The 21,353-nt window shown below is 65.3% G+C and carries 19 protein-coding genes and 8 pseudogenes; 15 read left to right on the forward strand and 12 right to left on the reverse strand.

Features of this window, described 5'->3' with window-relative positions:
- Nucleotides 1–55 precede the first annotated feature (55 nt).
- From groL to LP418_RS21215, 12 genes and pseudogenes are all read right to left on the reverse strand, one after another.
- Nucleotides 56–1,702, reverse strand: a pseudogene (gene groL, locus LP418_RS34080) (chaperonin GroEL).
- An 84-nt stretch (nucleotides 1,703–1,786) separates the two neighbouring features.
- Nucleotides 1,787–2,812 (reverse strand): NAD(P)-dependent alcohol dehydrogenase, encoded by a 1,026-nt coding sequence (locus LP418_RS21170; RefSeq protein WP_257953552.1) that lies wholly within the window; start codon nucleotides 2,810–2,812, stop codon nucleotides 1,787–1,789.
- Nucleotides 2,813–2,948: 136 nt separating this feature from the next.
- Complete coding sequence (locus LP418_RS21175) at nucleotides 2,949–3,551, reverse strand: iron-sulfur cluster assembly protein (protein WP_257953553.1); 603 nt, start codon at nucleotides 3,549–3,551, stop codon at nucleotides 2,949–2,951.
- The gene (locus LP418_RS34085; protein ID WP_442940295.1) at nucleotides 3,548–4,123 is read right to left on the reverse strand and encodes an amidohydrolase family protein; all 576 of its coding nucleotides are present in this window, start codon (nucleotides 4,121–4,123) and stop codon (nucleotides 3,548–3,550) included. Before LP418_RS34085 ends, LP418_RS21175 begins: the two co-directional genes overlap by 4 nt.
- Nucleotides 4,038–4,595: pseudogene (locus LP418_RS34090) on the reverse strand (amidohydrolase family protein); the annotation flags it as partial. The pseudogene LP418_RS34090 and the gene LP418_RS34085, both read right to left, overlap by 86 nt.
- Nucleotides 4,596–4,688: 93 nt before the next feature.
- Nucleotides 4,689–5,024 (reverse strand): propane 2-monooxygenase effector subunit MimD, encoded by a 336-nt coding sequence (gene mimD, locus LP418_RS21185; protein ID WP_257953555.1) that lies wholly within the window; start codon nucleotides 5,022–5,024, stop codon nucleotides 4,689–4,691.
- A gap of 277 nt (nucleotides 5,025–5,301) precedes the next feature.
- Nucleotides 5,302–5,694 (reverse strand): annotated as a pseudogene (locus LP418_RS34095) (hypothetical protein); the annotation flags it as partial.
- Between the two features lie 29 nt (nucleotides 5,695–5,723).
- Nucleotides 5,724–6,131, reverse strand: a complete 408-nt coding sequence (locus LP418_RS21195; RefSeq protein ID WP_257953557.1) for a hypothetical protein — start codon at nucleotides 6,129–6,131, stop codon at nucleotides 5,724–5,726.
- A gap of 58 nt (nucleotides 6,132–6,189) precedes the next feature.
- Nucleotides 6,190–7,239: an FAD-binding oxidoreductase gene (locus tag LP418_RS21200; protein WP_257953558.1), complete on the reverse strand. Its 1,050-nt coding sequence runs from the start codon at nucleotides 7,237–7,239 to the stop codon at nucleotides 6,190–6,192.
- A 120-nt stretch (nucleotides 7,240–7,359) separates the two neighbouring features.
- Complete coding sequence (locus tag LP418_RS21205) at nucleotides 7,360–7,746, reverse strand: hypothetical protein (RefSeq protein ID WP_257953559.1); 387 nt, start codon at nucleotides 7,744–7,746, stop codon at nucleotides 7,360–7,362.
- Between the two features lie 7 nt (nucleotides 7,747–7,753).
- Nucleotides 7,754–8,149, reverse strand: coding sequence for a hypothetical protein (locus tag LP418_RS21210; protein ID WP_257953560.1), 396 nt, complete (start codon nucleotides 8,147–8,149; stop codon nucleotides 7,754–7,756).
- Nucleotides 8,146–9,000: a hypothetical protein gene (locus tag LP418_RS21215; protein ID WP_257953561.1), complete on the reverse strand. Its 855-nt coding sequence runs from the start codon at nucleotides 8,998–9,000 to the stop codon at nucleotides 8,146–8,148. Before LP418_RS21215 ends, LP418_RS21210 begins: the two co-directional genes overlap by 4 nt.
- A 305-nt stretch (nucleotides 9,001–9,305) precedes the next feature.
- Here LP418_RS21215 and LP418_RS21220 point away from each other — a divergent pair, with 305 nt between their 5' ends.
- The 15 genes and pseudogenes from LP418_RS21220 to LP418_RS21270 all read left to right on the forward strand — a co-directional run bounded on the left by LP418_RS21220 (nucleotide 9,306) and on the right by LP418_RS21270 (nucleotide 21,142).
- A complete protein-coding gene (locus LP418_RS21220; RefSeq protein WP_257953562.1) occupies nucleotides 9,306–9,908 on the forward strand; it encodes a GAF domain-containing protein in 603 nt (200 codons plus the stop codon).
- Between the two features lie 386 nt (nucleotides 9,909–10,294).
- Nucleotides 10,295–10,822, forward strand: a pseudogene (locus tag LP418_RS34100) (hypothetical protein); the annotation flags it as partial.
- A gap of 58 nt (nucleotides 10,823–10,880) precedes the next feature.
- A complete protein-coding gene (locus tag LP418_RS34105; RefSeq protein WP_442939973.1) occupies nucleotides 10,881–10,994 on the forward strand; it encodes a helix-turn-helix domain-containing protein in 114 nt (37 codons plus the stop codon).
- Between the two features lie 132 nt (nucleotides 10,995–11,126).
- Nucleotides 11,127–11,348: pseudogene (locus LP418_RS34110) on the forward strand (catalase); the annotation flags it as partial.
- Nucleotides 11,349–11,374: 26 nt separating this feature from the next.
- A pseudogene (locus LP418_RS29955) lies at nucleotides 11,375–11,965 on the forward strand (catalase); the annotation flags it as partial.
- Nucleotides 11,922–12,428, forward strand: coding sequence for a catalase (locus LP418_RS29960; RefSeq protein WP_272496284.1), 507 nt, complete (start codon nucleotides 11,922–11,924; stop codon nucleotides 12,426–12,428). The pseudogene LP418_RS29955 and the gene LP418_RS29960, both read left to right, overlap by 44 nt.
- The gene (locus tag LP418_RS21235) at nucleotides 12,350–13,972 is read left to right on the forward strand and encodes an FAD-binding oxidoreductase (protein WP_272496285.1); all 1,623 of its coding nucleotides are present in this window, start codon (nucleotides 12,350–12,352) and stop codon (nucleotides 13,970–13,972) included. The genes LP418_RS29960 and LP418_RS21235 overlap by 79 nt, the downstream gene beginning before the upstream one ends.
- 18 nt (nucleotides 13,973–13,990) lie before the next feature.
- Nucleotides 13,991–14,311 carry a putative quinol monooxygenase gene (locus LP418_RS21240; protein ID WP_257953564.1) on the forward strand — a complete coding sequence of 107 codons (321 nt, stop codon included), beginning with the start codon at nucleotides 13,991–13,993 and terminating at the stop codon, nucleotides 14,309–14,311.
- 384 nt (nucleotides 14,312–14,695) lie between these two features.
- Entirely contained in the window at nucleotides 14,696–15,253 is a 558-nt protein-coding gene (locus tag LP418_RS21245; RefSeq protein WP_257953565.1) for a hypothetical protein, read from the forward strand.
- A gap of 244 nt (nucleotides 15,254–15,497) precedes the next feature.
- A complete protein-coding gene (locus LP418_RS21250) occupies nucleotides 15,498–15,884 on the forward strand; it encodes a lipoyl protein ligase domain-containing protein (RefSeq protein ID WP_257953566.1) in 387 nt (128 codons plus the stop codon).
- A gap of 312 nt (nucleotides 15,885–16,196) precedes the next feature.
- Nucleotides 16,197–16,370 (forward strand): annotated as a pseudogene (locus LP418_RS34115) (LysR family transcriptional regulator); the annotation flags it as partial.
- A gap of 98 nt (nucleotides 16,371–16,468) precedes the next feature.
- Nucleotides 16,469–17,086, forward strand: coding sequence for a LysR substrate-binding domain-containing protein (locus tag LP418_RS21255; protein ID WP_257957137.1), 618 nt, complete (start codon nucleotides 16,469–16,471; stop codon nucleotides 17,084–17,086).
- Between the two features lie 73 nt (nucleotides 17,087–17,159).
- Nucleotides 17,160–19,852, forward strand: a pseudogene (gene aceE / locus LP418_RS21260) (pyruvate dehydrogenase (acetyl-transferring), homodimeric type).
- Between the two features lie 11 nt (nucleotides 19,853–19,863).
- Nucleotides 19,864–20,109, forward strand: a complete 246-nt coding sequence (locus LP418_RS21265) for a biotin/lipoyl-containing protein (RefSeq protein ID WP_257953567.1) — start codon at nucleotides 19,864–19,866, stop codon at nucleotides 20,107–20,109.
- Between the two features lie 58 nt (nucleotides 20,110–20,167).
- Nucleotides 20,168–21,142, forward strand: a complete 975-nt coding sequence (locus tag LP418_RS21270; protein WP_257953568.1) for a 2-oxo acid dehydrogenase subunit E2 — start codon at nucleotides 20,168–20,170, stop codon at nucleotides 21,140–21,142.
- Nucleotides 21,143–21,353: the final 211 nt, after the last annotated feature.

Genomic DNA, 21,353 nt, shown 5'->3' on the forward strand with positions numbered 1-21,353 from the left:
GGGAGTCGTGCCGCGCGCCCCCTGAACGCGCGGCACGACCTACAACGAGAGACGATCAGTAGATGTTGGACGGCCGAACCATGCCCTCGGCAAGGTCGCCGAAGCCGGGCGCCATGATTGCGCCGGGCTGTCCATAGACCTCTTCGACGATGGCCGTCTCGGTCGTGATCAGCAGCGCGGCGATGGAGGCAGCGCTTTCCAGCGCGGCTCGGGTCACCTTGAGCGGGTCCATGACTCCAGCGGTGTACATGTCGCCGTACTGACCGGTGAGGGCATCGAAGCCATGTCCCGGCGTCAGCCCCGCGACCTTGGCCACGACCTCGTCGCCGTCGTAGCCGGCATTGATCGCGATCCAGCGCAGCGGCTCTGACAGCGCTCGCTTCACCACTTCGCGCCCCACAGCGTCGTCGCCGGTCAGCTCTACCTTCGAGACTGCATTCTGTGCCTGCGTCAGGGCGGTACCACCGCCGGGCACGACACCCTCCCCGGACCGGCGCGCGCCCGCAAGCGCGTCATCCACGCGCAGCATCCGCTCCTTGAGCTCGACACTGGTGGCACCTCCCACCTTGATCGCGGCCACGGTGCCGGCCAGCCGCGCTATGCGCAGCTGCAGCTGGTCCCGGTCTGCGTCGAGCTTGGCGCGTTCGAACTGGGTCTCGAGCTGGGTGATGCGCGAGTCCACGAGTCCCTTCTCTCCGTGACCCCCGACGATCGTCGTCGAGCCCTCGGTGATGGTGATCCGGTCGCACGAGCCCGGTGTTCGATCGTGACCTCACTCAGCTCGAGGCCGGTGTCCTTGGCAATCACCCGGCCGCCAAGTGCGACGGCGAGGTCCTCCAGCTCGGCCACTCGGCGGTGACCAAAACCGGGGGCACGTACCACGACCGACTGCATCGTGTTGTGCATGTTGCCGCCCACGAGCAGCTGAAGTGCGGCCCCGTCGACGTCCTCGGCCGGGACCACGAGGGGACGTTCTGCGCGCTTGGCGACCTCGAGGGTCGGCATGATTTCTTGGACCTGCGAGATCTTCTTGTTGGTCAGCAGGATCACAGGATTGGTGTAGACCGTCTCCATGCGCTCGCGGTCGCTGACCATGTAGCCGGAGATGTAGCCGTGGTCGAATTCGATCCCGTCCACGACGTCTACGGAGATGCCTGCGTCGTCCGACTCCTCTGTGGTGACGATGCCGTTCTTCCCGACTCGGGCCACAGCTTCGGCGATGACCCGGCCGATCGCTTCATCGTCACTGGCGGCGAGGGTCGCGATGTGCTCGAGGTCTTCCTGCCCCCCAACATCGGTCGCGGCCGGGCGCAGGGCCTCTACCACCGCGGGGACGGTCTGCTCGATGCCTCGGCGCACGCGCATCGGGTTGGCGCCGGCGTCAACAGCGCGCATTCCTTCGCGGACCATGGCCCGGGCGAGGACAGTCGCGGTGGTCGTTCCGTCCCCGACCATCCCGTTGGTCTTCATCGCCACTTCCTTGACCAGCTGGGCGCCCATGTTGGCGAACGGCTCCGCCAGCTGGATCTCGCGGGCGATGGTGACACCGTCGTTGGTGATCGTCGGTGGTCCGGTGAGCTTCTCCAGGGACGGCATTTCGACCCTTCGGGCCGAGCGTTACCTTCACCGCGTCAGCGAGTGCGTTGACTCCGGACTCGAGCAGTCGTCGTGCGTCTTCGTTGAAGCGCAGTTCCTTGGCCATTTCGATAACCCTTCATGATGGTCGAGCATTGGTCTGTTGATGGGGTTGGTGCAACGGCCTTCGGGGCGACCGCTTCTCTCGTGGTCAGGGGATGAGAATTGCCCGGCCCCGGACCTTGCCCGCGGTCAGGTCATCGATTGCCTGCTGGAAGTCCGCCAGCTTGTACTGCGCGGTGTGCAGCTTCACCTTTCCCTGCGCAGCCGGGACCATCAGGTCCCGGAGGTCGGTGAAGCTGCCGACGAGGTTGCCGATGAAGTTGATCTCGGTCGAGATGATGTCGATCGTCGGGACATCGATGTTCTCGCCATACCCGATGACGTAGTAGTTGCCTGCGTTCCGCAACATTGCGATGCCCTCGTTCGTGGCGCCGCCCTCGCCGACGAAGTCGAGCACGGCTTCGGCGCCGCTGCCTCCGGTGAGCCGAAGCACGGCGTCAATATGCGTGCCGTCCGCCGGGACGGTGTGGTCGGCCCCCACCTCCTTGGCCAGCGCTAGTGCCTCCGGATTGCGGTCGACGACGACGAGAGTCGCCGACGACATCGCCTTCATGCACTGGATCCCGATGTGGCCGAGGCCCCCGGCGCCGATGATCACGCAGGTCTCTCCCGGCCGCAGCACACGCGCCGCTTTGGCACAGGCGTGCTGGGCAGTCAGACCCGCGTCGGCCAAGGCCGCAACATCAGCCGGCTCCAGTGAGTCGTCCAACTTGACGCAGCTGCGAGCACTCGTGCGGAGGTACTCGGCATACCCGCCGTTGGTGTTGATGCCCGGGAACTGGTTGTTCTCGCAGTGCACGTCGTCACCGAGGCGGCACGCACGGCACAGGCCGCAGGTCATGAGCGGGTGGAGGATCACCTTGTCGCCGATCTTGACGTTGGTGACCGCGTCGCCGATGGCATGCACCCAGCCGGCGTTCTCGTGCCCGATCGTGTAGGGGAGCTGGACTCCGCTCTTCTCCTCCCACTGGCCCTCGATGACGTGTAGGTCGGTCCGGCACACCCCGGCCGCGCCTACCTTGACGATGACGTCGAGCGGTCCCTGCACCGTTGGCTCATCGATGTCGGTGAGCTGGAGGTTTTGGTGATAGGCGACAACTTGTACTGCCTTCATGATGCGTTCCTGCCTATGAGTCGGGTGTTGGTGACGTGGGTGGCGAGGTCTTCCTCGTCCGAGTACCGGGTGGCCAACAAACCCCGACAAAAGTGGGAGTTGCCTTCGATCGAGATGCGCACCGACTTGGCCATCCTCAGGCGCAACGACACTGGTCCAGCGGCACGGGCACGCCGTGCTCGTCGACGAAGACCGGTTCGTCGGGGCCGATGCGCAAACCGATCGCCGCACGCCGTCGTAGTAGCGCCTCCTTGAAATGCCCTCCCGGCAAGTTGCGCAACCGAAGCCGATGAATGTCGGTGACGGCGAGCCCCGAGTGCTTGAGCCGGTCTTCCACACAACGCTCCATGGCCGCTGTGTGCGCCTTGCGCTGGAAGGTCAGCCGAAGCTCGTCGAGGCTGTCCTCGGCCTCGGACCCGAAAGTGCCGCGGTAGCCGGCGTCGGCTGCGAGTCCGGCGTTGATCTTGTCCGAATCGTGGTGGTCATCGAGCGCGACGACCACCCGGCCGATCCCCGGGATGCGCCGGAGCGCATCCCGGGAATCTGAGGCCATGAGGTAGGCAAAGTTGGGGGAGCAGAATGAGGTGGGTAGCCGCAGATGCACCTCGACGCCCTCGTTGTCGATCGTCACCGAGCGAACGAAGCCGAGCTCTGTGATCGGTTCGTCCAGCTCGGGGTCGTTGACCGTCCCCAACGCCGCCGGGACCTCAGCCTCGAGGCTGGTGGCAAGGCAGGTCATGACGACACGACCTGCTTAGCGCCGGCTGCGACATCGAGGTCGGCCGACCCGTCATCGGCGTCCGCAAGTTGGAGATCGGCGGGCACGTTGAGGCCATACATCTTGGCCGCGTTGAGGCCAAGGATCTTCTTCTTGGCGGTCGCCGTGAGCTCGGGGTACTCGGTCATGTCTTCGGGGATCTGGAAGTCGACGAACGCCTCGATGAGCCACTTCGGCGTCCAGATCGCGTAGTCGCTCGAGAACTGGATCTTGTCCTCGCCGACCCAGTAGAGGAGCTCGCCGATGATCTGGGCGAAGTACCGAGGCCGCGTGTGGATGAACGGCATCGCCACCGCGAGGCCGGCGTGGACGTTGGTCTCCCGGGTGGCGATCCAGCAGAAGTCCTCCGGGCGCGGCAGGCCGCAGTGCTCGACGACGAAGTTGAGACCCCTGGAAGTCGGTCGCCACCGAGTCGACGTCAGCGACGTCGAAGGCGTCGCGGTCGAGCGGAATGATCGTCGGGCCCTTGTGGACGTGGATGTTGGTGATCCCGAGCTCTTCGCAGGCCTCGAGGTACTTGTAGGTCCGGGGATCCGTCAGCTTGTAGCCGCGCGAGCCGCCGTGCCACTCGGCCGTGTAGAGCTTGACCCCCTTGAGCCCGAAGCGCTCCGCGTCGCGCTTGAGCTGGTCGAGGCCAGCCTGCTCGTTGCGCGGGTCGAAGTTGTGGTTGTAGGTCAGCTTGCCCGGGTTGGCTCGGGTCAGGGCCCACGCCTCCTCGGTCTGGCCGAACCCGTTGTTGTAGAAGTCACCGAGGGCGGCTGGCTGAAAGATCGCGTGGTCGACGTAGCCGTCTTCGAAGAGGTCCTTCATGAGGCGGTCGCCGCCGTAGTAGGTGTAGGTGTCGTAGTCCCACACAACTTCCTCGGGGCTGAGGTTCTTGTGATAGTCGTAGAAGCAGTCAATGAACTGCTTGCCGTGGACATTCTTCAGGTTGCTCTCACGGGCGTCCCAGAGGGCGACGTGGGCATCGACGATGAAGTAGTTCTCGCCATGCTTGCTGTACATGTCATGCCTCGCTTCTTGTGCGTCTTCGTGGTCTGTTGGAAGTCCCGTCCGGGGCCACAGACCCCGGCCCCGGACGGGACGCTCTGGGGTGGGTCAGTGCGCCGTCAGGTCGAAGCCGATGTACTCGGCGGCGTCCTCGGGACTGGCGAACAACATGGTCTTGTCGTCCGGGTGCACCATGCGGCCGTAGTGCGTGGAGCTGATCTCCTCGAACGTCGAGCCGTCGAAGTCCGACCCGAGGGCGTCGGTGAGCTCGTCGTACTCGAACTCGAGAAGCTTCACGCCGTCGACGCGAATCATCGAGGGGTACTCGGTCAGCTCGACACCCTCCTTGTTGCCCATGACCTCTGCGACGACCCGGCCGATGGGGGTGTTCATCAGCGTGACGCCACACATGTTGGAGAACTCCGTGGCAGATCCGAATTTCATAGTCACTGGTCAAGCTCCTTCGGGATGTCGAGGCCCGGGTCCTCGAGAAGAGAGACGAACTTCGAGTTGGCGTTGGCGTAACTGGTCGCGAAGGTGACCGGCTTCTCGGCGGCCTGCGACCAGATCGGCTGGAGCGCGTGGGTGGCCGCCCGGCAGCGAGGCACCCACTTGGCGAGCCAGTGCCGAAGAGCTCCTTGTTGGCGGCGCCGTGCTCCTCGTCCGCGGTGAGGATCCGGAACAGTGCCCGGGTGTAGCCGAGGTCGCGGTCGTAGTCGTTCTCGCCAGTACCGACGATCGTGGGAGTGATGTAGTCCCCGTTGCGGGCCGCGACCTGCATGACCAGCTCGGTGCGGAACAGTGACCCGACCAGCTGCTCGAAGACGATGTTGGTCGCGAACAGCAGTTCGCACCAATCGCCCACGGCCGTCAGCTGCTCGACGACCTCGCGGGTCGGCTGCCACTCCGGCGCCTCCTGCCAAACCTCCCGGTGCGCCGAACCCTCGAACGTCACGTCCGCCTCGGCGAGATCCGGGTTGAACAGTGCGAGGTCCCGGGCGAAACGCATCTTGTGGGCCGCATTGAACGCCACCGCGGTGTTGATCATGTTGGTGGGGCCGGAGCGCTGGATGGAGGTGAACACGTGCAGTGCCAACCCATTCTCGGCGTGCATCCACGCGCCCACGTTGCGCTCGATGAACTTCAGCCAGTGCTGGTCCGGGAGTCGTAGACACGGGCTCGCTTGGCGTTCTTCAGGCACAGTTCGACTGGGTGCACGACCGCCGAGTTGTTGCGGTAGATCGTCTGCTCCCACTCCTCGTTGGGGTCAAGGAATGCGTGCCAGTTCGAAGACTTCGCCACCGTCCACTCGTGGGGGTAGCCGCCCGGGCCGTCACCGAACCCGTAGACCCAGCCTTGGCTGAGGTGCCGGTCGGGGTCGGGCTGCACGTCGACGGTCACGTCCTCGTACATGGTGGCGCGCAACTTGGCCGGCTTGTAGTAGTTGTAGCTCCGGCTCTTCGAGCTGGGAAAGGTCAGCGCTCCTGCCTCCGAGTCGGTGAACTCGATCTTCGGAAAGCTGCGTTCCTTCTGATCCGTGATGTCTGTCATGCTTGTCAACTCCCTGTTTGATCTGCCTGTGTGGTCGCGTGGGCGTGAATGCGGATGCTCAGTCCTCTGTCACGGGACTGGTGAACGAGTCATGGAAGACCTGGTCCTTGGGCACTCCATGTACATCGAGGAAATCCATGGCCGCATCCACCATCGGCGGCGGACCGCACAGGTAGACCTCGGTCTTGCTCAGGTTCTCCTCGCGGCGCGCCACCACCTCGGTGACGTTGCCGGGCTCGGCCTCGAACGGATAGGCCGAGGGATCCTCGGGCATCGACTCGGACAGGCAGACGACGAACTCGAAGTCCCTCAGCCCTGTGCCGATGGTGTTGATCAGGTCGACGTAAAAGAGGTCGTCGGCCGTTCTGGCGCCGTAGTAGAACCGCACCGGCCCGGTGCTCTCGGTCTCGCTGAGGTGCCGGAGCAGGGACAGGATCGGCGCCATCCCCGCGCCACCGCCGATGCACACGACCGGTAGGGCGTGGCCCTCCTTGATAGTGAAGGACCCGTAGGGGCCCGTCAGTTGAATCGCGTCGCCGACCGACAGCCCATCGTCCAGCAGCGCGGAGAACTTGCCGCCCGGATACTTCTTGATCAGGAACTCGACTTCACCCGGCGTCGACTGGGTTGTCGCCATCGAGAAGGACCGGGTCTCGTCGCCCCCGGGGATGGTGAGGTCGGCGTACTGCCCGGGCTTGAATTCGTACGTCGTGGGCTCGGTCGCCTTCAGACGGAGTGACACGATGTCGCGCGTCATCGGCTCGATCGCCGTGATGCGGGTCGAGACGTCCCGGATCGGGACACCGCCCAACAACTCGTCCTCGTCGTAGTTGAGCAATTCGATGGTGCAGTCACTGAACGCGTGAGCCCTGCAGAGCAGGACCATTCCTTCGGCGACCTCGGCGTCGTTGCAGGCGAACGTCGAGTAACGCTCCATTTGGATCTCGCCCTCGAGGACGTAGGACTTGCAGGCCGAGCAGCGTCCTTCTCGACAGCCGTGCATGAGGTGGATTCCCTGACGGAACGCGGCGTCGAGGATCTTCTCGTCCTCGGCGACCTCAATCTCGATGTCGACAGGCTCGAAGTAGATCTTGTGTGTCTCGGCCATAGGGGCCTCCTCTCGTGGTTGTGCTGCTGGGGTCCCCGCTCAGGGCGGGTTGGCGGCGCCCCATGAGGGCGCCGCCAACCCGTTTGGGCGGAGGATCTCGACGCTCAGCCGAAGCTGCGCTCAGGCGATCTTCGACATGTCGTTCAGCCGGTAGTCCGCAATGTGCGACTCCCGCTCCGCGTCGGACATCTGGTTCAGGAGCACGTTGGGGCTCATGAACTGAATGCCCTTCATGTGATCGAGCGTCCAGAGCTTCTTCGGGTCATCCAGCTGGAGATGGGGCTGACCGATGAGGGTCTTGCCGTCGTCTCGCACGTAGCCCAGCTCGGTGATGATGTCGGCGAGGTCCCGGTCGTGGTGCAAGGTCTCCCACTCGCGGAAGCCCGTGAGGCGGCCCATGTTGGGCGTCTCGCGACCCTCGTACTCCGGGCGGAACGCGACCGCGTCGGTCCAGTGGCAGGTCTCGGAGCAGTAGGTCTTCCACTGTCCGTCGACCTTCTCGCACACCGTGTCCTCACGGATGAGGCAAGGCACCATGCAGGTCCAGCACCGGTGTGGGTAGTTGTAGCCCACGTTCTCGAACGCGATCGGCTTGTTGTTGCCCGGGTGGGCCGGGCGGTTGTAGTCCTCCCACCACTTGCCGAACTTGCTGTACCAACCTCGGGTACTTGTGCTCGAACCACTCGAAGTCCGTGTCGGTCATCGCGTCGATGCGCCAGTAGTTGACCGGCCACCCGGTGGCGAAGAACTGCGCGACGCGGTGCACGTAGTCCTTGTTGACGATCCGGTTCCAGGGCCTCCTCGACCGGGTCGTGCGGGATGACCGGGCCGTACTTCTCGAGGGGGAGCAGGTAGCTGCGGTAGTAGTCGTCGTAGATCCAGCGACGCCACATCTCCGCGTAGCTCTCACGGTCCTTGCGGCGGTCCTTCGTGCCGTACTCGATGAAGGTGCCGATCGCGGCGTCGACCACGCAGTGGTTGTTCCACCACGCGTGGCGCATGTCGCGCTCGAGCAGCGGCCGGTTGCGCTCGTCGGCCGGGGGCCATCAGCAAGATGGAGTAGCCGTTGGAGATGTGCCGGGATTCATCCGACTGCACCGAGTGGAAGACCGTCGGAAGCAGGTAGTCGCCGTTGGCGGCCGCCTCGTCGGGCATCGCCACGAACAGGGTGTTCGTGAACGCCGTCTCGGCAACTACCGTCAGGTAGATGTTCGCCGCGGTGATCGCGTCACCGGTGATGAAGCCCTCGCCGAACTGACGACCGATGGTGCCCGCGTAGTTGTTCGCGAACGCCTTCTCCGTCATGTCGAAACCAGCAGGGTCGATGTAGTTGTTCATGTACAACTTCTTGAGGTTCATCTGGATCGTCGAGTGTCGAACCTCGTCGATCATCTGGACCGCAAGACCGTTGTGGATCTCCGGGTTGGGCACCGCGTCGATGGCCATCGGCATCGCACGAGCCGCCGAGATCTCGGGGAACGGGATGATCGAGAGGAACAGCTTCTGCCACTCGAGCCACCGCTGCTGGACTCGGCGGAACATGTTGCCGCGGATGGCGCCGTCCATGGCGCCGTACACGCGGTTGTCCTTCTCCTCCTCCATGGGGAAGTAGGACCGCATGATCTGCTTCAGCGGGTCCTTCTTCGGTGCCTTCTCAAAGGTGTAGTCGGTTCCGAAGCGGGTTGCCGGGGTTGCGAAGGTCGGCTCCCACGTGAGTTCCGAGATCTTGGCATGCGCCTTGGTGAGACTCTGTCTGCTCAATGTCTGCCTCCTGTGTCGGGAGCTGGCTGAGGGCCGCTCCGGCGGATCTCTGATCGGGGTCTGCGATGTACCGATAGAACCCCCGGCGACAGGACGGCTTTGTCTCAATGTGAGACGCGCGTCACAGGGGCGGAGCGTAGAGTGGCTCTTGCCCCGCCCGGACGGGCGGCAGCACCAGCACGGGGCAAGCGACGGGAGTCGAAGGCATGGGCACACCGAGCCCGTGGGCCACCACACGAAGCGTTGAGGGTGTGCGACGTGCCCGGGATGCCTTCCTCGCTTCAGGAGCTGACGCGGCTGACGACGTGACGAACTTGATCCGGGTCTCCCGGCAGCGTTCTCAGGAGTCACACGTCGACACCGACCATCCGGCCCCGCTCTACACCGGACGTGAACCTGACGAGACAACCCTGACGAGGGCTGCGCTACCCGTGCTTGATTCACTCTGCGCGGAACTCATCAACGAGCCTGCCTGTCTGATCCTGACCGACTCCAAGGGCGTCGTGATCCACCGAGGCGGAGGCGACGGGTCCCTCTTGCAAGCGCTGGACTCCGTCAACCCGGCGCCCGGCTTCTGCTACAGCGAGACCGGAGTCGGCACGAACGGCATCGGCACGGCTCTCGAGGTCGGCGCGCCAGTTCTGGTCAATGGCGACGAGCACTACACCGGGAGCCTGCGCATGTTCTCGTGCGCCGGCGCACTGGTCACCCACCCAGTCACCGGGGCGCTGCTGGGCGTCGTGGACATCACGACGAAGGCAAAGAACTCCAACGCACTGTTGTTGTCCTTCGCGAAGCTGGCGGCAAGGCGCATCCAGGGAGCGGATCCTCGAAGAGGCGAACCAGCTGGACCACGCACTCCCCGGGCGACTACTACGCCGCCTGCCAACACACCGGCGGCTCGGTGATCGCCATCGGTGGGGAGGTGTTCATGATGAACTCGGTGACCCAGCAGCACTTCGACGCCAACGATCAGGCGGCCCTCATCGATCAGACACGCGATGTGCGAGGGCGCACCACCGCATTCACCCCGGTGACGGACCTGCCGAGCGGGGTGACCGCACGCCTCGCCTACCAGCCCACATTCGTGGGTTCCAGCTTTGCAGGCGGGGTCATCCAGGTGAAGGAACAACGCGCGGGGACACGCACCACCGAAGGACGCGGTTTCCCGGTCATACCCGGTCTGGCCGGCACCAGCTCGCCGTGGCGCCATGTCATGCAGGAGGTTTTGGCCGCGCGCGGTCGCTCCGAGTGGCTGGTCATGGAGGGCGAAGCGGGGGCCGGCAAGCTGTCCATGCTCCGCGCCGCCCATGAGCACGTGGCCTCGCATCGACGGCTGGCTGTCCTCGACAGGGCGGAGGACGAATCCACCCGGGAGTTCCCGGAGCGCGCGCACACTGAGCTGGAATCAGGCGCCGACCCGGTCATCAACCACGCGCACCTGCTCCCGGCCGAGACCCGCGACGGGCTGGCCGAGTTGCTGCAGCTCGTGTCCTCCAACGCGGTCTCCAAAGATCCCCGGGTGGCTCTCACCGTGCACTCGGACAAGCTCGACGATGAGCTGGCCTCGCAGTTGCTGCGCTTCTTCCCGAGAACGGTGGTCGTCCCGCCACTTCGCCACCATCTCGAGGACATTCCCGCACTGGTGCGTCATCTGCTGAACCGCGCCGGGAACTCGGGTCTCGCACTCTCCGGCCCGGCGATGAATCAGCTGAAGCGCCTCGCCCGGCCGGGCAATGTCACACACTTGAGCGAAGTTCTCGCGGAAGTGAGCCGGAAGCGACGCTCAGGAATCGTTGAGGTCGACGAGCTCCCAGCGGAGTGCCACGCAACGTGTCGCAGGCGCTTGACCGGGATGGAGTCCCCCGGAGCGCGACGCGGTGGTCGACGCACTGGCTGCCCACGACGGAGACAAGGCGGCTGCGGCTGTCGCTCTGGGCATGTCGCGCGCCACGATCTACCGGAAGATCCGTGACTTCGGAGTCGTCGGCTGATCAGATCGAGGGGCACCCCTCCGAGTGCAGCGGCGTATCACATTGAGACAACGTCGGCTGCTTGCCTGCGCAAGCCTTGCACTTCACCTGTGACATGCCGTCCGGGATCACCGGGCCGAACGAGGAGAAGTGATGGCGGAGAACACCAAGCCGTTGACAACGGCGGCGGGGGCGCCGGTCCCCGACAACCAGAACAGCTTGACGGCAGGACCGCGCGGACCGATCCTGCTCCGGGACGTGTGGTTCCCGGAGAAGCTGGCACATTTCGATCGCGAAGTGATTCCGGAGCGGCGGATGCACGCCAAGGGCTCGGGTGCACATGGCACCTTCACGGTGACCAAGGACATCACTCGCTACACCAACGCTTCCATCTTCTCCGAGGTCGGCAAGCAGACCGAGATGTTCATGCGCGGTTCTCGACGGTGGCCGGCGAGCGGGGGGCAGCCGACGCGGAGCGCGACATCCGCGGGTTCGCCCTCAAGTTCTACACAGATGAGGGGAACTGGGACTCGGTCGGCAACAACACTCCGGTGTTCTTCTTCCGAGACCCGCTGAAGTTCCCCGACCTGAACCACGCTGTGAAGCGGGACCCCCGCACCAACCTGCGCGACGCAGAGAACAACTGGGACTTCTGGACGCACCTGCCTGAGGCCCTTCACCAGATCACCATCGTGATGTCGGACCGCGGCATCCCTGCGTCATACCGCCACATGCACGGTTTCGGGTCGCACACCTACAGCCTGATCAACGCAGACGGCGAGCGCTTCTGGGTGAAATTCCACCACCGCACCCAACAGGGCATCAAGAATCTCACGGACGCCGAAGCCGCACGGGTCGTCGGCGACGACCGCGAGTCCCACCAACGCGACCTGTTCGACTCGATCGAGAACGGCGATCACCCGAAATGGACGTTGTGTGTCCAGGGTGATGCCAGAGGCGGATGCAGAGACCTACAAGTACCACCCATTTGATCTGACGAAGGTGTGGTCGAAGCAGGACTATCCGTTGATCGAGGTCGGTGAGTGGGAGCTCAACCGCAACCCTGAGAACTACTTCGCGGACGTGGAGCAGGTGGCGTTCTCGCCGGCGAACGTGGTCCCCGGGATCAGCTTCTCACCCGACAAGATGCTGCAGGGTCGGTTGTTCTCCTATGGAGACGCGCAGCGCTACCGCCTCGGGGTCAATCACCACCAGATCCCCGTCAACGCTGCGAAGTGCCCCGTGAACAGCTTCCACCGTGATGGTTCGATGCGGGTGGACGGCAACCGGGGAGTACGCCCGGTATCGAGCCGAACAACTACGGCCGTTGGCCCGAACAGCCTGCCTACCGGGACCCGGCTCAGGCGGTGGGCGCGATGGCCGATCGCTTCAACTTCCGCGAGGACGACGACAACTACTTCGAGCAGCCGGGAATCCTCTTCCGCGACAAGATGACAGCCGAGCAGCAGCAGGCGCTCTTCGAGAACACGGCCCGAGCCATCGACGGGGCCTCGGCGGCGACGGTCGAACGGCACATCGCCAACTGCACGCAGGCAGATCCGGCGTACGGCGAAGGCGTGCGCAAGGCGATCGAAGCGCACCCGGGCCAGCAAGGGCTGATGAGCTCGTCGGGGGAGTTGCAATCATCGATCGTCGAGCGATTGCGGCAGCACGTCGCTGGCCGGGTGATCGACTCCGCCGACGCGATGGAGGCCTACCGCAGGGACCAGTGCCTGCTGACGACGGCCGGTGATCCGCTCGTCGTGGTCAGGGCGCAATCCAGCGATGACGTCGTCGCAACCCTCCGGGTCGCCCGGGAGACGAGAACTCCTGTGGTGACCCGGGGTGCGGGCACTGGTCTGGCGGGCGCAGCGAACGCTCTCGATGGGGCCATCATGCTGAGCACGGCAGACTTGACTGAGATCCTCGAAATCGACACCGCGGCCAGAACTGCCACGGTTCAGGCGGGAGTGCTGAACGGGCAGCTCCATCGCGCCGCCCGAGACCTGAACCTCTGGTATGTCCCGGACCCGGGTAGCCGTGACATCTGCACGATCGGCGGCAACATTGCCACCAATGCTGGCGGGATGTGTTGTGCGCGCTACGGCGTGACCGGCGATCACGTCCTGAGCCTGACTGCCGTTCTTCCCGGTGGAGAGACGATCACGGTTGGTTCGAGCACGCGCAAGAACACGGCCGGACTCGACCTTCTTCGCCTGCTCGTCGGATCGGAGGGCACACTCTGCGTGATCGTCGAGGCCACGGTCCGCCTGCTGCCCCGGCCCTCGGACCGGGCCACCGTGGCCGCCTCGTTCCCGACTGTTCGCTCGGCGATCGATGCGGTGCTGGCTCTCGACGGACGCGCAGATCCCACGGCGGTCGAGTTGATGGACCGGACCACTGCCCGGGCAGTCAACAAGATGACAAGGATGGACCCGGACGAGGATGCGGGCGCCTTACTCCTCATCGAGTGCGCGGGTCGTCGCGCCGCCGACGAGGCAGCGGAGTGCGCGGCGCTGGCCCGGATGCATGGCGCCACAGAGGTGTTTCACACCACCGATCCGGACGAAGGAGAAGCGCTCATGCTGGCCCGGAGGGTGGCCTTCACCGCGCTCGAACGCCCGGGAACGGCGCTCCTCGATGACGTGTGTGTGCCGGTCCACCGGCTGCCGGAGCTGCTCGCCGCGATCGATGACGCGGCTGCGACCTACGACCTGACCATCGGGACCTTCGGGCACGCCGCTGACGGCAACCTGCACCCCACGATCGTCTTCGACCCGACCGAGACAGGCGCGCTCACACGGGCTCGCGACGCCTTCGACGCCATCGTGCGAGCCACGCTAGAACTTGGCGGCACGATCAGCGGGGAGCACGGGCTCGGCTCGCTCAAGCCGGACTACCTCTCCCAACAGTTCGGCGTGCTCGAGCGATCCCTCATGACCGGCGTCAAGACCGTTTTCGACCCTCACCGCATCCTGAACCCGGGTCGCGCGTACTGAAATGAAAGGTGCATCTCGATGATCTTCATCGTCGTCAAGTTCAAGACAAAGCCTGAGTGGACCGAGCGCTGGATGGAGCTCGTGGGTCCGTTCACGGAGGCGACACGTGCTGAGCCGGGCAACAAGTGGTTCGACTGGTCGCGCAGCGTGGATGACCTGAACGAGTTCGTGCTCGTGGAAGCATTCGAAGAGGACGGAGCCGCCTCCCATGTGAACAGCGAGCACTTCCGCGATGCCGTGCGCATCATGCCTCAAGCGCTCGCGGAGACGCCGCGAATCGTCAGCCAGAAGGTCAACGCCGAGGGCTGGTCCGAAATGGGCGAGATCCAAGTCAGCTGACCAGATGTCTCGATATTGAGACGGCCCGCTGGCCGGGGGAGGTGTTCGATTGAACGAGAAGCAGCCCGACTCGTCTTGTGGGATTGGAGTCCCGATGAGCACCGACATCACTACTGGTCCGCTTGCCGCGGCCCTCCGCCGTGAGCTGTTGCGCCTTGCTCGGGCGGAGGAAGATCTGGCCTCGGCAGAAGCGGCAGAAGTTCCGTACTGGGCTGGGCATCCGCCGTCGGTCCAGGGGCCACCGATCCGCCGCCGCCATCCTGCGCGCTGACGCCGACGAATTCCTCGCCGGCTGATTCCGTCTCACATTGAGACCGGTGTGACGCCGCTGTCCATGGATCCTGATCGGAATGCAGTCGACCAGACAGAAATGGGATGCACATCATGAGCGCAGCCGCGCAGGCGAAGGACTGGCAGAGGCTCGCAGCGGAGGGACTCGCGGGATTGAGTCCGACCAGTCTTCCGTCTGCTGAGCTCCTCTACCTCGATGGGCTCGCGGTGTACCTCATGGGGCCTGAAGCCCCTGAGTCACCGTTCACGATCGAGCAGGGGAGTGTCGTCGTCGGCCACTTGCTGCGATCACTCGTCGACAGCTCGAATCTCGAGCTTGATGACGAGCCGCAATCCAGCCCGTCGATGGCGGAGGCCCGCGAAGCGATAGTTGAAGGGGCGCACCTGTTTGCGGTTCGCGGCGTACCCGGGGTGAAGCAACTCGTGAACCGATTCCTCGCGGCAGCGGTCGGGGAGCTCGAGATCCACAAGGAATCAGCTGAGGCCCAAACGCGGTCGCTGTTCTACTACGGGTTGCTTGCCATCGCGTCCGGCCCCGACAACGCTCTGTCGCAGAGTGCGGCGAACGGGATCATCGACCTGTTCGACGCTTGGGACGCGCAGATCGGTGCCGGATTCGTGCCCCCTTGGCGACTCGTGCAGTCGAGCTGATCGTGAATGCCGGTGACGGTGACTGGCCGGGAGAACAGCTCCGACTTGAACATCGCGCTCGTGGTGGCCTCCTCGCTCGACTTGCGGGGTCTCAGGAAGAAATGTCCTAGTCAAGAGGCGTACTCCACCCGACCTCTCGAGCTAGCCGGGCGTTCATCAAGGCACTGATCAGGGCAGACTGGGCCATGGCCTCTTCGAGCGTGCTCATGGCCGGGGCGCTGGAAGCGAAGGAGTGTGTCGGCACGTGCGCCTTAGATACGTCGAAGGCTCGGTCGCGGAGTTCCATGCGCGCCCGATCCCGGCGGATCTGGGTGAGCCCGAGATCTGGCTCTTCGTTCCTGAGCGTCCGGCGCTCGTCCTCGGCAGCGCGCAGGATCAGTCGATCGTCGATGCGACTGCCGCGGCTGCGGCGAACGTGGATGTCGTACGCCGTCGCAGTGGCGGGGGTGCCGTCTTCGTCCATCCTGATCGGTGCTTGTGGCTGGACGTTGTCCTGCCGCGCCATGACTCGCGCTGGGTCAATGACGTCCGGACGTCGCCGCTGTGGCTGGGGAAGGCGTGGTCGCGGGCGCTCGCAGAGGTCGGTCTGTTGGCCCAGATGTACTCCGGCGGCCTCGAGCAGAAGCCCTGAGTCGTCTGGTCTGCTTTGCCGCGCTGGGCCCGGGGGAGTTGCTCGTCGGTGGCCGCAAAGCGGTCGGTATCTCGCAGAGGCGGACACGGGACGGAGCCCGGTTCCAGTGCATCACTTACGACCGTTGGGATCCGCGCGACGTTCTGGACCTGCTGACGCTCTCCGAAGCGAATCGGGCCGGTGCCTCGGCGGACCTCGCGGAGGTCGCAGGCGGCGTGGGGGACCGACTGCTCGACCTCGAGGACGCGATCCCGGGCTGAACTACTCGGCGGATCGCTTGGCCGCTGACTCATGCACTGAGAACATGAGTCCATGGAGATCGAGACGATCCGCGCGTTCCTTGAGGTTGCTGACGGGAGCACCGTGACAGGTGCAGCGGAGCGAGCTCACCGGACTCAGCCAGCGCTATCGCGAGCGCTGGCCCGGCTGGAACGGGAAGTGGGCTCGGAGCTCTTCCAGCGCTCCGGTCGCGGGCTCACCCTGACGCCCGCCGGACGGGAACTGCTCGACTCTGCACGCCGTATCGTGGAGGCCTACGATCGCGGAGTCCGGGCCGTCCGGGAGATGGCTGCGCCTCATGGTGGATTCGTCCCCCTAGCCTTCCTGCACACCCCGGGCACTGGCTGGTGCCCGCGCTCATCCGCAGCTACCGCGCCGAGCGTCCCGACGTTCGATTCGACTTGCGCCAGCACGGTGACGCCGGCTTGGTCGAGGACCTGCTGGGCGGTGCGGTCGACCTCGCGATCACGGGCGAGCAGCCCGACCACCCGCAGGTCGAGAGCCGTCGCCTCCTGATCGAGCCATTGCGGCTCGTGGTCTCACCCGACCACCGGTTCGCAGGGCGCCGCTCGGTCCGGCTCGCTGACCCGGCCGGGGATCCGTTCATCGTGCTCAAACGGGGCTTCAGCCTGCGCGATGTCACCCAGCGCCTGTGCGGGGAAGCAGGCTTCGCGCCAGAGATCGGCTTCGAGGGCGAGGAGGTCGAAACGCTTCGCGGGCTGGTGGCGGCCGGGCTCGGCGTGGCGCTTCTTCCTGATCCGCACGGGATCGGCGCGCCCGCAGCGCCGCACCTGCGGGTCTCGGACGTGCCGGCATCGCGCGAGATCGGCATCGCTCGGATCCGCGACCGGCGCCTCCCCGCCGCGTCTGAGCAGTTCCGTGAGCACGCGCTCAAGAACGCGCGGACGGTTGCGCGCGCCTGACCCATACATACCTAGAGCACATGAGTTATCGATCAATTAGGCATTGGACGCATAATCAAATGACCCGGATGATGTGACGACACCCACTTTCGTCCGGAAGGCCCCCGTGACCGACATCGATCCGGCAGAAACCCGGGAGTGGCTCGAAGCTCTCAATGCGGTTCACGACTACGACGGCGAGCCCCATGGCGTACCTGCTGGAGCAGCTCGTCACAGAGGCCCGGGCCGCCGGCGTCCGCGTGCCGCACCGCGCCACCACGCCGTACGTCAACACCATCCCCGTTGATGAGGAGCCGCAGCACCCCGGCGACCGGGAGATTGAGCACCGCATCCGCTCCGCGGTTCGCTGGAACGCGCTGGCGATGGTGCTCCGAGCCAACCAGGAATCTAGCGAACTCGGTGGTCACATCGCGAGCTTCCAGTCCGCTGCGACCCTCTACGACGTGGGATTCCAGCACTTCTGGCACGCCGCGGACGACAGCCACGGCGGCGACCCGGTCTACGTCCAGGGCCACTGCTCGCCCGGCATCTACTCCCGCGCCTTCCTCGAGGGCCGCATCACCGAGGAGCAACTCGACAGCTTCCGTCAGGAGACGGGCGGCGGCCAGTCCACCTCGACAGGCCTGTCGTCGTACCCCCACCCGTGGCTGATGCCGGACTTCTGGCAGTTCCCCACCGTGTCCATGGGCCTCGGTCCGCTGATGGCGATCTACCGGGCACGGTTCCTCAAGTACCTGCACGCGCGGCCTCGCCGACACTGCACCGCGCAAGGTCTGGGCCTTCCCGGGCGACGGGGAGATCGACGAGCCAGAATCGCTCGGCGCGATCTCGATGGCCACCCGCGAGAAGCTCGACAACCTCGTCTTCGTCGTCAACTGCAACCTGCAGCGCCTCGACGGCCCGGTCCGTGGCAACGGCAAGATCATCCAAGAGCTCGAGGGTGTTTTCCGCGGCGCTGGCTGGAACGTCGTCAAACTGGTCTGGGGCTCCACGTGGGACACCCTGCTCGCCCGCGACACCGAGGGCCTGCTCAAACGGCGCATGATGGACTGCGTCGACGGCGAGTACCAGACCTTCAAGTCCAAGGACGGCGCCTACGTCCGCAAGCACTTCTTCGGCACCCACCCGACGCTCAAGGCAATGGTCGAGGACTGGACCGACGAGGAGATCTGGCGCCTGACGCGCGGCGGCCACGACCCGCAGAAGGTGTACGCCGCCTACGCCGCCGCCCAGTCCAGCGTCGGCGCGCCGACCGTGATCCTCGCCAAAACCGTCAAGGGCTACGGCCTCGGCGCCGCCGGTGAGGCGAAGAACATTGCCCACCGGGCCAAGAAGGTCGCCGAGCCTGCCCTCCGCTCGTTCCACGACCGCTTCGGCATCGAGGTGCCGGACGAACAGCTCATGGACTACCCCTACGTGAGGTTCGCCGAAGGCTCGCCGGAGCACACCTACCTGCACGAACGCCGCACCAAGCTCGGCGGCTACCTCCCGAGCCGTCGGGCTAAATCAGCCAATCTCCGGGTCCCGGGAGTGGAGGCATTTGCAGCGCAGACAGCCGGCTCCAACGGCCGCGAAATCTCGACGACGATGGCATTCGTGCAGATCCTCACCAAGCTGCTGCGCGACAAGGAGATCGGCAAGCGCATCGTCCCGATCGTCCCCGACGAGGCCCGCACCTTCGGCATGGAGGGCCTCTTCCGCACGGTTGGCATCTACTCCCAGACTGGCCAGCTCTACACCCCGGAGGACGCCGAACAGCTCATGTTCTACAAGGAGGACGCCTCCGGGCAGATCCTCCAAGAGGGCATCAACGAGGCGGGCGCGATGTCCTCCCGGATCGCAGCGGCCACGTCCTACTCCCACAGCAACACGCCAATGATCCCGTTCTACATCTACTACTCGATGTTCGGGTTCCAACGGATCGGCGACCTCGCCCGGGCAGCAGGCGACCTCCGGGCACGCGGCTTCCTGCTCGGCGGCACCGCCGGCCGGACGACCCTCAACGGTGAGGGCCTGCAGCACGAGGACGGCCACAGCCATCTCCGGGCGGCGATGATCCCCAACTGCGTGTCCTACGACCCGACGTACGCGTTCGAGCTGGCGGTGATCGTGGCCGACGGAATGCGCCGAATGTACGCCGAGCAGGAGGACGTCTTCTATTACCTCACGCTCATGAACGAGAACTACGAGCACCCGGCGATGCCCGACGGTGTGGAGGAGGGGATCCTCAAGGGGATGTACCTGTTCCGCACCGGCAAGGGCCGTGGCAAGGGCAAGGTGAACCTCCTCGGCTCGGGCACCATCCTGCGAGAGGTGATCGCCGCCGCAGACCTGCTCGCCGAGGACTTCAAGGTCAAGGCCGATGTGTGGAGCGTGCCCAGCTTCACCGAGCTGCGCCGCGACGGCCCGGCTGCTGAGCGCTGGAACACGCTGCACCCGCTCGAGGAGCGCCGCACGTCGTACGTCGAGCAGTGCCTTGCTGGCCGGCCCGGCCCGGTGATCGCTGCCACCGACTACATGAAGTCGTTCGCGGACCAGATCCGAGCGTTTGTGCCCAACAAGTACGTCGCGCTGGGCACCGACGGCTATGGCCGCTCCGACTATCGCCGCAACCTGCGCCGCCACTTCGAGGTGGACCGCCACTTCATCGCGGTCTCGGCGCTGCGCAGCATGGCAGACGAGGGGACCATCTCCCCGGAGGTCGTGGCGCAGGCGATCCAGAAGTACGGCATCGACCCCGACCGGTGCGACCCGGCCTACGCGTGAGGACAGCTGTCATGGAGATCAAGGTTCCCGAGATCGGCGACTACGCCGACGTACCCGTCATCGAGATCCACGTCGCCCCCGGTGACGTCGTCCGAGCCGAGGATCCCCTCGTCACACTGGAGACCGACAAAGCCACCATGGACATCCCCGCGCCGTTCCGGGGGCACCATCGTTTCGGTGTCCGTGAAGGTGGGGGACTCGGTCAGCGAGGGCACCGTCATCGCGATCTCGTCCGATGCGGCCGATGCGGCCGATGATTTGTCGCAGGATGCAGTGCAGGTTGCGCCCGAAACGGTCAGTGAGACGGACGTTGTCGTGGCTACCCGTGATGCAGTGGTCGATCGCGACTCCGTTGTCGCGGCAACGGAGCCGGCCACGGATGAGCACGGAACCGCCGACGGGCTGCGTGCCACGCCGCTGGTCCGCCGCCTCGCGCGCGACCTCGAGGTCGATCTGGTGAGGGTCAGCGGCACAGGCGGCAAGGGTCGCGTGACCAAGCAGGACCTCCTTGCACACTACGAAGGTTCGATCGTCACGGAGCACGGAACCCCGTCCGGAATGGGCATCCCGCCGATTCCAGAGATCGACTTCGCGAAGTTCGGTCCGGTCCGCACGATGCCGCTCTCCCGCATCAAGAAGATCTCCGGCCCCCACCTGCACCGCTCGTGGCTCAACGTCCCCCACGTCACCCACAACGACGAGGCCGACATCACCGACCTTGACGCCTACCGTCGCGAGCTCGACGCAGCCGCGAAGGAGGAGGGCTACCGGGTCACGATGCTCAGCTTCCTCCTCAAGGCTGTGGCGTCGTCGTTGCGGACGTTCCCCGTCGTCAACAGCTCGCTGGCTGGTGACGAGCTCGTGCTCAAGGACTACGTCAACATCGGCGTTGCCGTCGACACCCCCGACGGACTTGTCGTCCCGGTCGTGAAGGACGTCGACCGAAAGGGCATCACCGAGCTCAGCCGCGACCTCGGAGACCTCTCCGCCCGCGCCCGCGATGGCAAGCTCAGCGCCGGCGACATGCAGGGTGCGACGTTCACGATCAGCAGCCTCGGGGGCATCGGCGGCACGGCATTCACGCCCATCGTCAACGCCCCGGAGGTGGCGATACTCGGTGTCGTCCGCTCGAAGATGGCCCCGGTCTGGAACGGCATCGAGTTCGAGCCGCGCCTCATGCTGCCCCTGTGTCTCTCCTACGACCACCGTGTGATCGATGGCGCACTCGCCGCACGCTTCACCGTGCACCTCGCTCACCTCGTCGGTGACGTACGCCGCCCGGTGCTGTGAGCGGCATTTCCCTCGCTGCCAAGCTGCGAGCGTTTGCCGAACTCGCCGAGGGACAACCCATGGCCACCAAGTAGGCAGCAGAAAAGCAGCACTTTGGGTTCGCAGACGCCCCGATTCGGGACGAAACGAACCGAGGCCGCGGGGTATCGTGGTGTCGACAACGAACACGATTCAGAGCGTCGTCGCAGGTCAGAGGATGTCCGGGCGAACA

This window comes from Nocardioides sp. B-3, from assembly GCF_024703895.1.
Lineage (GTDB): Bacteria > Actinomycetota > Actinomycetes > Propionibacteriales > Nocardioidaceae > Nocardioides.

What these genes read in the sequence shown, in the direction of transcription:
- LP418_RS21170 (WP_257953552.1), bottom strand. Translation starts at nt 2,812, where the DNA reads ATGAAGGCAGTACAAGTTGTCGCCTATCACCAAAACCTCCAGCTCACC.
- LP418_RS21175 (WP_257953553.1), bottom strand. Translation starts at nt 3,551, where the DNA reads ATGACCTGCCTTGCCACCAGCCTCGAGGCTGAGGTCCCGGCGGCGTTG.
- mimD (WP_257953555.1), bottom strand. Translation starts at nt 5,024, where the DNA reads ATGAAATTCGGATCTGCCACGGAGTTCTCCAACATGTGTGGCGTCACG.
- LP418_RS21195 (WP_257953557.1), bottom strand. Translation starts at nt 6,131, where the DNA reads ATGACAGACATCACGGATCAGAAGGAACGCAGCTTTCCGAAGATCGAG.
- LP418_RS21200 (WP_257953558.1), bottom strand. Translation starts at nt 7,239, where the DNA reads ATGGCCGAGACACACAAGATCTACTTCGAGCCTGTCGACATCGAGATT.
- LP418_RS29960 (WP_272496284.1), top strand. Translation starts at nt 11,922, where the DNA reads ATGCCAGAGGCGGATGCAGAGACCTACAAGTACCACCCATTTGATCTG.
- LP418_RS21235 (WP_272496285.1), top strand. Translation starts at nt 12,350, where the DNA reads ATGGCCGATCGCTTCAACTTCCGCGAGGACGACGACAACTACTTCGAG.
- LP418_RS21240 (WP_257953564.1), top strand. Translation starts at nt 13,991, where the DNA reads ATGATCTTCATCGTCGTCAAGTTCAAGACAAAGCCTGAGTGGACCGAG.
- LP418_RS21245 (WP_257953565.1), top strand. Translation starts at nt 14,696, where the DNA reads ATGAGCGCAGCCGCGCAGGCGAAGGACTGGCAGAGGCTCGCAGCGGAG.
- LP418_RS21265 (WP_257953567.1), top strand. Translation starts at nt 19,864, where the DNA reads ATGGAGATCAAGGTTCCCGAGATCGGCGACTACGCCGACGTACCCGTC.